We start from the raw sequence: 12,971 nt of genomic DNA, 5'->3' as shown, positions 1-12,971 counted from the left end.
GGAGGGGACGGCGCGGTCGTTGAGCAGGTTGTCGGCGTGCTGGCCGTAGGAGACGGTGCGCTCGGCGGACGGGTGCACGGCCGTCGCGGCGTCCTGCGGCGGGGCGGTGTCGAGCGGGGCGGCCTGGTTGTACATGACCGTGCGCTCGGCCTGGTCGGCGGTGTCGCGCTCACCCTGCGGCCACGCGGCCGAGGAGGAGAGGTTCGACCAGGCGCCGGGAGAGGGCGTCGGCGGCTGCGCCCACGCGGGCACCGGGTCGGCGACGGGCGGCTGCCCCGTCTGAGCCGAGCCGCCGGCGGCGCCGTGCGGCGGGGTGTTGTCCTCCCAAGGAGGAGATCCCATGCCGCCCTGGGGTGCCGCGCCCGGCCACGAAGCCGACAGGTTGCCGCTCTCGGACGGCGACTCCTCCCACGGAGGGTTCTGGGGCGGCGAGTCGGGCCAGGAGGGCGATCTGGTGCCGCTTTGGGGTGGTGAGTCGGGCCAGGAAGGTGATCCGGTGCCGCTTTGGGGTGGTGAGTCCGGCCAGGCGGTGCTGCTCTGGGGCGGCGTACCCGGCCGGCCTCCGCTCTGCGGTACGGCGTCCGGCCGGGCACCGGCGGCGCTCTGCGGTGATGCCTCGGGCCAGGACATCGGCACCTCATGGGAGGAGGCGTCCGGCCACGACGTCGGCACGTCCTGCCGGGAGGCGTCGGCCCAGGCGGCGTCCTGGCGGGGCGGGTCCGGCCAGGAGGGACCCGTGGTGTCCTGGCGCAGGGGGTCGAGGCCGGACTGCCCCTGAGGGTCAGGACCAAGGCCCAGCGGGTTGACACCGGACGCGGGCAGGCCCAGGGCGTCGAGACCGGCCTGGCCCAGAGGGTCCGTGCCGGGTGAGCCCGGCGGGTTGGCGCCGTGCGAGCCCAAGGCACCGGGGGAGCCCAAGGGATCGGATGCGCGCGAAGGATCGGGGCCGGACAGCGGGGCAGGGCCGGACAGCGGGTCGGGGGCGGACAGCGGGTCGGGGGCGGCCGGGCGTGGGAGGTTCGGGCGGGAATGGCCGGGCGGTTCGGGCCAGGAGGAGTCCTTGCGGGGCGGCTCGGGCCAGGAGGGCTCGGGGTGGGCGGACGACTGCGGGGCTTCCGGCCAGGACGTCGGGACCTCGGCCGCGTGGGAGGCGGACGTGTCATGCTGGGTCGCCTCTGGCCAGGACGGTGGCAGGTGTGGTCCGGAATTGTCCGCTGCCATTGCTGGCGGCCCTCCCGAGGTTGCGTCCGGATCTACCGATATATCCGGATTTGACGTACCAGGCATGATCTCATGGGATTTTCCAGGAGATGTGGCTGCTCCCGCAGGGAAACGAGCGAAGCCACGAGGATCGGTCGGCGGATCCTGCAGCGGCAGGTCAGCCTCCGGTCGATCGGGCTCAGCTGGATACACCACGGTGACAAGGGTATTCTTGCGGGACAAATGAGGTCACAACGGATACATCACCATCAGGTCTCGCTAGACCTGAAGGGTCCATTGTGCCTGCCGTCTCTGATCGAGTATCCGCATTCAGCCGAAGACGTGCGCTACGCTTGAGACGTGCGTTCCGCGACCCTGCTTCTTAGCGGGCCGCGACGGCCCTAGAAGATCTCGCCGTCGCGGCTCCACCCCTCGTTGTGTGCGCGAGGGGTTTTCTTATGGGTCCGAGTCAAGCCAGAAGGACAAGTAGCCGTGAGTGAGTACGATCCGCAGGCGCTGCAGGCCAAGTGGCAGCGGCGATGGGAGGAGCACGACAGCTATCGCGCGAGCGAGGACGCGGGCGACCGCCGCGAGCGGCGCTACATGCTCGACATGTTCCCCTACCCGTCCGGCGACCTGCACATGGGCCATGGCGAGGTGTTCGCCATCGGTGACGTCGTCGCGCGCTACTGGATGCAGCAGGGCTACAACGTGCTGCACCCCATCGGCTGGGACTCCTTCGGCCTGCCCGCGGAGAACGCCGCGATCAGGCGCAACGCTCACCCCGCCGAGTGGACCTACGCCAACATCGAGACGCAGGCCAACTCGTTCCGGCGCTACGGCATCTCCTTCGACTGGTCGCGCCGCCTGCACACCAGCGACCCCGACTACTACCGGTGGAACCAGTGGCTGTTCAACCGGTTCTTCGAGCGCGGCCTGGCCTACCGCAAGGGCGGCCTGGTCAACTGGTGCCCCAACGACCAGACCGTGCTGGCCAACGAGCAGGTCGTGGCGGGCAAGTGCGAGCGCTGCGGCGCCGACGTCATCCGCCGCGAGCTGACGCAGTGGTACTTCAAGATCACTGACTACGCGCAGCGGCTGCTGGACGACATGGACCAGCTGACCGGCTGGCCAGAGCGGCTGCTGACCATGCAGCGCAACTGGATCGGCCGCTCCGAGGGCGCCGACGTGCTGTTCGAGATCGAAGGCCGCGACGAGCCCGTCCACGTCTACACCACGCGTCCCGACACGCTCTACGGCGCCACGTTCTTCGTGGTCGCCGCGGACGCGGCGCTGGCCGACGAGATCGTCACCGACGGGCAGCGCGCCGAGTTCGAGGCCTACCGCACCGAGATCGCCAAGCTGAGCGACATCGAGCGGCTGGCCACCGACAAGGAGAAGACGGGCGTCTTCCTGGGCCGCTACGCGATCAACCCGGTCAACGGCGAGCGCATCCCCGTCTGGGCGGCCGACTACGTGCTGTCCGACTACGGCCACGGCGCCATCATGGCGGTGCCCGCCCACGACCAGCGCGACCTGGACTTCGCGCTGAAGTTCGGGCTGCCGGTGAAGGTCGTCGTGCACACCGGCATGGCCGACCCGGGCGAGACCGGCGAGGCCACGCCCGGCGAGGGCACGCTGGTCAACTCGGGCCCGCTGGACGGCCTGGCCAAGGCCGAGGCCATCGCCAAGATCATCGAGATCCTGGAGACCGACGGCAGGGGCGCCGGCGCGATCAACTTCCGGCTGCGCGACTGGCTGCTGTCCAGGCAGCGCTACTGGGGCACGCCGATCCCGATCATCCACTGCCCCGACTGCGGCGAGGTGCCCGTCCCCGACGAGCAGCTGCCGGTCACGCTGCCCGACCTGCGCGGCGAGGCGCTGGCGCCGAAGGGCGTGTCGCCGCTGGCCAGCGCCACGGAGTGGGTCAACGTCGAGTGCCCCAAGTGCTCCGGTCCCGCCAAGCGTGACACGGACACGATGGACACGTTCGTCGACTCGTCGTGGTATTTCCTGCGTTACTGCTCGCCCGGCTACACCGGCGGCCCGTTCGACCCCGAGCAGGTGCGCAAGTGGGGGCCGATCGACCAGTACGTCGGCGGCATCGAGCACGCCGTGCTGCACCTGCTCTACTCCCGGTTCTTCACCAAGGTCCTGCACGACATGGGCATGGTCGGCTTCACCGAGCCGTTCCTGCGCATGCTCAACCAGGGGCAGGTGATCAACGGCGGCAAGGCCATGTCGAAGTCCCTGGGCAACGGCGTGGACCTGGGCGCGCAGATCGACGACTTCGGCGTCGACGCCGTGCGCCTGACCATGGTGTTCGCCGGCCCGCCCGAGGACGACATCGACTGGGCCGACGTCTCGCCGGCCGCGTCGCAGAAGTTCCTGGCCCGCGCGCTGCGGGTGATGTCGGAGGTGACCAGCGCGCCAGGCGTGCCGGTCGAGAACGGCGACGCCAAGCTGCGCAAGGTCACCCACCACACCATCGACGAGGCCACCAAGCTGCTCGACTCCTACCGCTTCAACGTGGCGGTGGCGCGCATGATGGAGCTGACCTCGGCCGCGCGCAAGGCCATCGACGCGGGGCCGGGCCCGGGCGACCCGGCGGTGCGCGAGGCCGCCGAGACGCTGGCCGTCCTGCTGTCGCTGGTGGCGCCGTACACCGCCGAGGAGGGCTGGGAGCGGCTGGGCCGCACCGGCTCCGTGGCGTTCGCCGGGTGGCCGGTGGCCGATCCGGCGCTGCTGGTGCAGGAGTCGGTCACCTGCGTGGTGCAGGTCGCGGGCAAGGTGCGCGACCGCCTGGAGGTCTCGCCCTCGATCTCCGAGGACGAGCTGCGGACGCTGGCCCTGGCCTCGGAGAAGGTCGCCCCCTACCTGGCCGGCGTGCCGCGCAACGTGATCGTGCGCGCGCCGAAGCTGGTCAACATCGTTCCCTAGTCAGAGGGTGCGCAGGGCAGGCAGCAGCTCCTTCTCCGCCCAGTCGAAGAAGGGCTGCTGCTGGTCGTGCCCGATCTGGACGAGCGCCACGTGCGTGTAGCCCGCCTCGGCGAACTCCCTGACGGCGCGCACCACCGCGTCCACGTCGTTGCCGCACGGCACGCTCGCGGCCACGTCCTCCGGGCGTACGGTGCTGGTCGCGGCGGCGAAGTTCACCGGTCCCGGCAGTTCGGCCATGACCTTCCAGCCGCCGTCCGCCGCCCACCGCCACAGCCGGTGCGCCCGCTGCCTGGCGGCCTCGGTGTCGGTGTCGTACGCGATCGCGAGCTGGCCGTAGACCGGCTTGCCCGCGCCGCCCGCGGTGTTGAACTGCCTGACGACCTCCGGCAGCGGCTCGTTGACGACCAGGATGTCGCCGTACCGGGCGGCGATCTCGGCCGACTGGGCGCCTGAGGCGGCGATGGCCAGCGGGACGGGCCGGTCCGGCAGGTCGTACAGCTTGGCGGAGTCCACGTCGAAGAACTGGCCCTGGTGGGTGACGTACTCGCCGCTGAACAGCTTTCTGATGATCTCAATGGCCTCGGCGAACATCCGGTGCCTGGTGTCGACGGGCGGCCATCCCTCGCCGATGACGTGCTCGTTCAGGTTCTCGCCGGCGCCGAGGCCGAGCGTGAACCTGCCCTGGCTCAGCACGCCCATCGTGGCGGCCTTCTGCGCCACCACAGCCGGGTGGTAACGCATGATGGGGCAGGTCACGTACGTCATGAGCGGCAGCCGCTCGGTGACCTGGGCCGCGGCGCCGAGAACCGACCAGCAGTAGGGCGAGTGGCCCATCTCCTCGAGCCACGGGAAGTAGTGGTCGGAGATGACGGCGTAGTCGAAACCGATCCGCTCGGCCGCGGCGGCATAGTCCACGAGCTCCCGCGCCGGCGTCTGTTCGGACATCAGGGTGTAGCCGATTTCTACCATGCGTTTCGGCTACCCGGGTCGATCGCCTTTAGCGTCCAGGATTCGGAGATCAATCGCGGCGGCACTCGGTCAGCTCCTCGAGGACCAGCGCCATGCCGATGCCCAGCAGCCAGAGGTCCTTGGCCAGGGCGATGCCCTGCTCGCTGGGACGCAGGCTGCCTTCCCGCCGCATCCCCGGCGTCCTGAGATACAGGCCGAGCAGGCCGCTCGCGAACCCCGTCAACGCCGCCCCCGCCAGCAGCGACGGCACGAACGGCAGCAGCAGGGCGGTGCCGATGGTGAGCTCCGACTTCGACAGCAACCTGGTGAAGGTCACCGGGTCCATGCCGCGCAGGAACGGGTACGTCCGCGCGGCCATGCCGTGCAGGGCCGCCGCGGTCTCCTCGCCGGCATCGGACTTGCTGAACCCGGAGTCCAGGATGATGGCCGCGGCGGCCAGCCGTGGGGGAAGCTGGTGCGCGCGTACGAAGATCTTCATGATGCCTCACAAGGTCGAAAGCGGGCGTTTCGCTCCTTCCCTGACATTTCCGGCGCATCCTGGACTTGGCCGTTACCAGGACGTGGCCGGGCCGCATGGGTGAGAATTCTTGGGCTGACCTTGGCGTTGGCGGCTAGTGTGCAGCTGTGACAAATGGCGCATACCTGAGATATCCGCATCTGCACGGTGACCTGGTGACCTTCGTCGCCGACAACGATGTCTGGCTGGCTCCGCTGGCCGGCGGAAGGGCCTGGCGGTTCACCGCCGACCGCGTACCGGTGTCGCATCCGAGGTTCTCGCCCGACGGCGCCCGCATCGCGTGGACCGGCACCCGGGAGGGCGCGCCCGAGGTGTTCGCGGCCGAGATCGACGGGCCCGAGGGCGAACGGCTGACCTACTGGGGCAGCGGCACGACGGGCGTCCGCGGGTGGACGACCGGCGGGGACGTGCTCGCGATCAGCGCGGCCGGGCAGAGCGAGAGCAGCAGGCAGTGGGCCTACGCGGTGCCGCTCGACGGCGGGCCCGCGACGCGGCTGCCGTACGGCTGGGTGAGCGACGTGGCCGTCAACGGCCGGCAGGTCGCCACCGTGTCGTCGATGTGGCGCGAGCCCTCGCAGTGGAAGCGGTACCGGGGCGGCACCGCGGGCAAGATCTGGGTCGACGCCGCGGGGGACGGGGAGTTCGCCAGGCTGTTCGCCGACAGCACGGCGCAGTACTGGTCGGTCGGCTGGGTGGGGGAAAGGATCGTCTTCCTGGCCGACATCGACGGCGCCGGGAACGTCTACTCCGCCCTGCCCGACGGCTCCGACCTGCGTAAGCACAGCTCCCATGAGGAGTTCTACGCCCGGCACGCCACCGGCGACGGGCAGCGGGTGATCTACAGCCACGCCGGGGACCTGTGGCTGCTCGATGGCCTGGATGCGGAGCCGTACCGGCTGGATGTGAACCTCGGTGGGCCGCGGCCGGGGCGGGCCAGGCGGCCCGCGCCCATGCGGGTCGGCGCGTTCTCCCCGGACACGACCGGGCGGGCAAGCGCGGTGGAGATCCGCGGGACCGCGCACTGGGTGACCCACCGCGACGGGCCCGCGGGCGCGTTGCGGGCACAGGCGGGCGTCCGCGTACGGCTCCCGTGCGCCCTCGGCGCCGACGGGCAGGCCGTGTGGGTGTCGGACGCCAGCGGCGAGGACGGGCTGGAGGTCGGCACGCCCGGCGGCGAGATCAGGACGCTGGCCTCCGGGCAGCTCGGGCGGGTGCTCGAACTGGCCGCCGCGCCCGACGGCAAGCACGCGGCCGTGGCGACGCACGACGGGCGGCTGCTGGTCGCCGACCTCGAGTCGGGAGACCTCCGGGAGCTGGACCGGACCACGCAGGGGGACGTCAGCGGGCTGACGTTTTCGCCGGACTCGGGGTGGCTGGCCTGGGTGCATCCGCATCACCAGCCGCTGTCGCAGATCAGGATGGGGCGGATCGACGGCACGTCAGTGATCGACGTGACGACGGTACGCTTCTCCGACTACGACCCGGTGTTCACCAGGGACGGCAAGCACCTGGCGTTCCTGTCGGTGCGGACGTTCGACCCCGTGTACGACGCGCACGTCTTCGACCTGTCGTTCCCCGAGGGATGCAAGCCGTACATCGTGCCCCTGCAGGCCGGCACGCCGTCGCCGTTCGACCCCTCGCTGCAGGGACGCGGCTTCAACGGGGAGGACGAGAAGTCCTCGAAGGACGACAAGAAGGACGACGCGCCGCCGCGTACCGAGGTCGATCCCGACGGGCTCGCCTCCCGCGTGGTGCCGGTGCCCGTGCCCGCCGGACGGTACGGCAACCTGCGTACCGCCAAGGACGCGCTGCTGTGGCTGCGCCACCCGCTCACCGGCCAGCTCGGCGACGGCACCGAGGCGACGCACGAGACCGTGCTCGAACGCTACGACCTCAAGAAGCGCGCCAAGAGCGAGCTGGGCAAGGAGATACGGGCGTTCGAGGTCAGCGGCGACGGCACCAGGCTCGTCACCAACGGCAAGAACGGCCTGCAGACCCGCGCCGCCGGAGAGGGCGATGAGGTGATCACCATCGACCTCGACCGCGTCGCCGTCCAGATCGACCCGGTCGCCGAGTGGCGTCAGGGCTTCCTGGAGGCGGGGCGGCTCATGCGCGACCACTTCTGGCGCGAGGACATGAACGGCGTCGACTGGCAGGGCGTGCTCGATCGCTACGCGCCGCTGGTCGAGCGCATCGGGGCCCACTCCGAGCTGATCGACCTGCTCTGGGAGGCGCAGGGCGAGCTGGGCACCTCGCACGCCTACGCCGTCGCGGGCGGCTCCGGCCCCGACCCCCGGCGCCGCCAGGGCCTGCTCGGCGCCGACCTGGAGCGGGACGCCGACGGGGTGTGGCGGGTCACGCGCATCCTGCCCGGCGAGTCCTCCGACCACGCGGCCCGCTCGCCGCTGCTCGCGCCCGGCGTCGCGGTCCGCCCCGGTGACGCCGTCGTCGCCGTCGGCGGCCGCCCTGTCGATCCGGTACGCGGCCCGCTCGCCCTCCTCGCAGGGACGGCCGGTCAGCCCATCGAGCTGACCGTGCGGCCGGCTTCCGGCGGCGAGCCGCGCCGTGTCGTGGTCAGCCCGATCGCGGACGAGGCGCAGTTGCGTTACCACGACTGGGTGGAGAGCCGCCGGGCCCACGTCAGGGAGGCGTCCGGGGGCCGGCTGGGGTACCTGCACGTGCCCGACATGGTGGCGTCCGGGTGGGCGCAGTTCCATCGCGACCTGCGTACCGAGATGGCGTACGACGGACTGGTCGTGGACGTGCGGGCGAACAGCGGCGGGCACCTGTCCGAGCTGGTGCTGGAGAAGCTGTCCCGCAAGGTCACCGGGTGGGCGCGGGCCCGCGGGTACGAGCCGATGCGCTACCCCGAGGACTCGCCGCGCGGGCCGGTGGTGACGATCACCGACGAGTTCGCGGGCTCGGACGGCGACATCGTGAGCGCGGGGATCAAGAGCCGCGGGATCGGGCCGCTGGTGGGGACGCGGACATGGGGCGGCGTGATCGGGATCGACTCCCGGTACACCCTGGTCGACGGGACCCGGGTCACGCAGCCCAGGTACTCGTTCTGGATCGAGGGGCAGGGCTGGGGGATGGAGAACTACGGGGTGGATCCGGACATCGAGGTGGTGATCACGCCCCAGGACCGGGTGGCCGAGCGGGATCCGCAGCTCGACAAGGCCATCGAGCTCGCGCTCGCCGCTCTGGACGAGCACCCGGCCGCCACCGCGCCCGACCTGCCACCCCTGGCCTGACCCGGGCCGACCCCGCCTGATCTGCCTACTGCCCCTGGCCTGGCCCGGGTGATCCTGCCTGATGCGCGTGCCGCCCCTGGCCCGGGGCGACGCTGCCTGGTCTGTCTGCTGCGCCTGGCCTGGCCCGGGGCGACGCCTGCCTGGTCTGTCTGCCGCGCCTGGCCCGGCCCTTCCCCTGGCCAGGCCCGCGCGGTCACCCCACGTGGGACAGGCGGGTGAGGATCTCGGCGAGGATGGGTTCGGTCGTGGCGAAGTTGAGGCGGACGTGCCGTTCGCCCCCAGGGCCGAACGCGGCGCCGTCCATCAGCAGCACCTTGGCCTCCCGCTCGATGACCTCCGCCATCCCCGCCCGCCCCACCTGGAACCAGGCGAGGTACGTGGCCTCCGGGATCCGGTACTCGAACGTCGCGGGCAGGCGCTCGGCGATCGTGCGCCGGTGGCGGCCGAGGAGGGCGACGGTCCGGTCGAGCCAGGCGTCCCCGTGCCGCCACGCCGCCACCGTGGCCTCGACGCCGAAGAGGTTCGCGGAGCCGTACACGAAGGGGGGTTGGGCCTCCAGGGCCTTGCGGACGCCCTGGTGGCCGAGGTGGGCGACCGAGCAGCGGATGCCGCCCAGGTTGAACGCCTTCGTCGCGGACGTGATGGTGACGGTGCGTTCGGGGAGGATCGTGGCGAAGGGGATGTGCTCGTGCGGCGCGTACGTCAGATCCGCGTGGATCTCGTCGGCGATGACCAGCAAATCGTACCGTTCGGCGTGTTCGGCCAGTTCGGTCAGCTCCGCGCGGGTGAACACCCGGCCGGTCGGGTTGTGCGGGTTGACCAGCAGGAGCACCCGGCAGTCCGACAGGTCGGGCACCTCGAAGCGCCACGAGTCGCCGTCGGGCTCCAACCGGATGGGGTGGAGGGGGCGGTCCATGACGTCCAGCGTCGTCAGGAACGGGGGGTAGGCGGGAGTGTGCACGGCGACGCCGTCACCCGGCTTGGTCGCGACCTGGAGTAATACCTGGAGCGCCTGGTTGAGGTCGTTGAACGAGCGCACCAGCGAGGGGTCGGCGGTCCAGCCGTACCTGCGGGCCATACGCTCGGCGAACGCCTCGCCCAGCGGCCCGATGGCGGGGTCGGTCAGCCAGGCCGGATAGCCGAGATCGCCCGCGGCCCGCCGTCGCAGCGCCTCGACCACCTCGGGCGCGGTGGGCAGATCCATGTCGGCGATCCAGGCGGGGATCACGCCCACCCCGGCGGCTGACCATTTAAAGCCGTCATGTTGTACCTTGAGGTCTTCAGGACGGTATGCGTAATTCACTCTGTCATTCTAGGATTTTCAATGTGATGAGACAGTGCCGCGGACTGTGGCAGGCTGAGCGGCCATGACGTCCCACCCGAAGATCGACGCGATTGTCGAGACCTATCTGTCAGTGGCCGACGCGGCCGCGCCCGGGTTGGTGGAGGGGCTCTACCTGGAGGGCTCGGCGGCCCTGGACGACTACCGGCCCGACACGAGTGACGTGGACTTCGTCGCGGTGACGGCCCAGGAACCGCCGATCGAGGTGCTGGAACGCATTCACACGGGGCTCGGGGCGCACCCGTTCGAGGGCGTCTACCTCACCTGGGACGATCTTCGCCGCGACCCCTCCGGGCTGGGCGCGCGTCCCCAGGCCCACGCCGGACGGCTCGACCCGCGGGGCGAGGTCAACCCGATCACCTGGCACACGCTGGCGGGCCACGGCGTGACCTGCCGCGGTCCCAAGCCCGGCGAGCTGGACATCTGGAGCGATCCAGCCGCCCTGGCCGCGTGGACGGACGCGAACCTCGACGGCTACTGGCGCCGCCTGGTGAGCCGGGCCGCCCACCTGGTCACCCCTTGGGGGCTGATGAGCCTCGGCTGCTACGGCGCCGTGTGGATCGTGACGGGCGTCTCGCGACTGCACTACACGCTGGCTACCGGCGAGATCACCTCCAAGACGGGGGCGGCGCGGCACGCGCTCCAGGCGTTCCCCGAGCGCTGGCACCGCGTGGTGAAGGAGGCCCTGCGGCTGCGCGAGGAGGACGTGGCGCGGCCGACGCTCGGCAGCACGGTCTCGGGGCTCGGCGAACACTTCGGCGTGGCCCGGCGCTCGCTGTACGGCTCGCCGTTCGAGCGGCGGCGTGACGTGCTGGCCTTCGCCGGCGAGGCGATCGTGGCCGCCCACGCGTTGTACGCCTCCAAGTGATATCGACACGGCAGACCCGGCAGGGATTGACGCGGCCGATCGGCAGTCCGGCAGGGGGTTGACGCGGCCGGCCGGCAGTCCGGCACGTTCACCGTCGGCGCGGGATCGGCGCACTCCGGCCGCTCCAGTCAGTCAACCGGCCCGGCTTCAACCTCCGGCACCACAACATGCGGCTGAGCCCGCAGCGGGACGACGGCTCGCGATCTTCCAGGGGACGCCACATTCTGCGGGCGAGTGCGGGCGAGTGGGACCGGCCGGTTGGGGGCACGATCCCGCGCGGCCCTTCACCTGCGTGGGGTCGTGGCCCGTGTTGGTGGGTTGGCGCGCGCCGGGTCGCGGCGCGGGCGGTTGGACGCGCGCCCAGTCGTCGTCGGTCAGAGACGGCGCAGCACCGCTACGACCTTGCCCAGGACACTGGCCTCGTCGCCGGGGATGGGCTCGTAGTTGGCGTTGTGAGGGACCAGCCAGACGTGGCCGTCCTTGCGCTTGAAGGTCTTGACGGTGGCCTCGCCCTCGATCATGGCGGCCACGATGTCGCCGCTCTCGGCCACGGGCTGCTGGCGGACGACCACCCAGTCGCCGTCGGCGATGGCCGCCTCGATCATCGAGTCACCGGTGACCTGCAGGAGGAACAGCGTGCCCTCGCCGACGAGCTGCTTGGGCAGGGCGAAGACGTCCTCGACGCTCTCCTCGGCCAGGATGGGGCCACCGGCGGCGATGCGGCCGACGAGCGGGACGTAGGCGGCCGTGGGACGGCTGACCGGGGCCTCGTCGTCCGTCGCGTCGGGGTCGACCCACATGACCGGCTCGCCAGGCAGGCGCACCTCGAGAGCGCGCGGCCGGTGCGGGTCGCGTCTGAGATAGCCCTTGCGCTGCAGCGCCGTCAGCTGGTGCGACACGCTGGAGGTGCTGGTCAGCTGCACCGCTTCGCCGATCTCGCGCATCGAGGGCGGATATCCGCGCTGTTGCACCGAGTCGCGGATCACTTCGAGAATCTTGCGCTGCCTGGGCGTGAGGCCCAGTGAGTCGCGTCGGCGCACCGCGAGGTCGCTGACCCCGTTTGCGTCATCCCGCTCGGTCATGCTCTTCCTCCTCGCCTGAAGGGCCGCCTCACCGGCGAACCTCCCGGTCCGTGGTCTTGATGTCGCACACAGCGACCGTATCGCTGTTGAAGATCATCTTCAAACAATTGTTCGAGTCTTCCTCGAAATTGCCGCCAGTGTGGTGTACAACATCGTACGGGAGTTCGATCGACACCGTGTTCGATTTGCTGATCTTTATTCGGCCTTTTCCTCGGGCCACACGGCGGGAGGTCATCCATGCGAACGACCACAATCACGGACACGACCAGCGAAGACGCCAAGCGACTCACACTCATCGCCGACGCCACGCAGAGTAAGGATCGACGGGGAGACAATACGCGTAGCGAGGCCGGCTCTTGGGGGAATTCCGGTAAGAGGTTGAGGTCTCGTTCGAGTGGGCGTGGGGCTTCTTCCTCCGGTGGGCGTGCGGTTTCTGGACAAGGTGCTCATTTGCATCTGGTCCCTTCACCCCGTCCCGGCGACGACCCGACCGACACGGTGACGCACGTCGCCGACCAGGCGTCCCGAACCCCGGGCACCGGGACCTCGGCGGGGCGGATTCCGGGCGCCGGGACCTCGGCGGGGCGGATTCCGGGCGCCGGGGCCACGGAAGGCCGGATTCCGGATGCCGGGGCCCCGGCGGGCCGGGGCGAAGGCACGAGGGCGCCCAGGCGGAGAACGTCGACGGGCGCCCGTGGGGAGCCGGGGGCCCGTGTTCCGGCCGCGAACGCGCGAAAGAGACCCGGCTCAAGGGGCTCTGAGAAGAGGGCTTCCGGGTCGGGAAGTTCCGGGGCAGGGA

General features: G+C 70.9%; 7 protein-coding genes and 1 pseudogene. 3 read left to right on the top strand and 5 right to left on the bottom strand.

The window, feature by feature from the left end; genetic code table 11:
• Positions 1-1,221: pseudogene (locus tag ITP53_RS48235) on the bottom strand (hypothetical protein); the annotation flags it as partial.
• A 471-nt stretch (positions 1,222-1,692) separates the two neighbouring features.
• On the opposite strand from ITP53_RS48235, the gene leuS reads away from it, so the two are divergent.
• Positions 1,693-4,140: a leucine--tRNA ligase gene (leuS, locus tag ITP53_RS48230; protein ID WP_195902202.1), complete on the top strand. Its 2,448-nt coding sequence runs from the start codon at positions 1,693-1,695 to the stop codon at positions 4,138-4,140.
• Here the strand turns inward: leuS and ITP53_RS48225 are convergent, their stop codons facing one another.
• Positions 4,141-5,109 (bottom strand): TIGR03557 family F420-dependent LLM class oxidoreductase, encoded by a 969-nt coding sequence (locus ITP53_RS48225; RefSeq protein ID WP_195902201.1) that lies wholly within the window; start codon positions 5,107-5,109, stop codon positions 4,141-4,143.
• Positions 5,110-5,158: 49 nt separating this feature from the next.
• Positions 5,159-5,587, bottom strand: a complete 429-nt coding sequence (locus tag ITP53_RS48220; RefSeq protein WP_195902200.1) for a hypothetical protein — start codon at positions 5,585-5,587, stop codon at positions 5,159-5,161.
• 146 nt (positions 5,588-5,733) lie between these two features.
• Here ITP53_RS48220 and ITP53_RS48215 point away from each other — a divergent pair, with 146 nt between their 5' ends.
• Positions 5,734-8,880: a S41 family peptidase gene (locus ITP53_RS48215; RefSeq protein WP_195902199.1), complete on the top strand. Its 3,147-nt coding sequence runs from the start codon at positions 5,734-5,736 to the stop codon at positions 8,878-8,880.
• 193 nt (positions 8,881-9,073) lie between these two features.
• Here ITP53_RS48215 and ITP53_RS48210 read toward each other — a convergent pair whose 3' ends face one another.
• Positions 9,074-10,183 (bottom strand): MalY/PatB family protein, encoded by a 1,110-nt coding sequence (locus ITP53_RS48210; RefSeq protein WP_328818196.1) that lies wholly within the window; start codon positions 10,181-10,183, stop codon positions 9,074-9,076.
• 64 nt (positions 10,184-10,247) lie between these two features.
• Between ITP53_RS48210 and ITP53_RS59840 the strand changes: the two genes are divergently transcribed.
• Positions 10,248-11,090 carry an aminoglycoside adenylyltransferase domain-containing protein gene (locus tag ITP53_RS59840; protein WP_195902198.1) on the top strand — a complete coding sequence of 281 codons (843 nt, stop codon included), beginning with the start codon at positions 10,248-10,250 and terminating at the stop codon, positions 11,088-11,090.
• A 374-nt stretch (positions 11,091-11,464) separates the two neighbouring features.
• On the opposite strand, the gene lexA is transcribed toward ITP53_RS59840, so the two are convergent.
• The gene (gene lexA / locus ITP53_RS48200; protein ID WP_236052014.1) at positions 11,465-12,172 is read right to left on the bottom strand and encodes a transcriptional repressor LexA; all 708 of its coding nucleotides are present in this window, start codon (positions 12,170-12,172) and stop codon (positions 11,465-11,467) included.
• Positions 12,173-12,971 lie beyond the last annotated feature (799 nt).

It is taken from the genome of Nonomuraea cypriaca (assembly GCF_015645445.1).
In the GTDB taxonomy this organism is placed as follows: domain Bacteria; phylum Actinomycetota; class Actinomycetes; order Streptosporangiales; family Streptosporangiaceae; genus Nonomuraea; species Nonomuraea cypriaca.
Note: the sequence above shows the minus strand (reverse complement) of the source record. Positions and strands in the feature narration are given on the sequence as shown.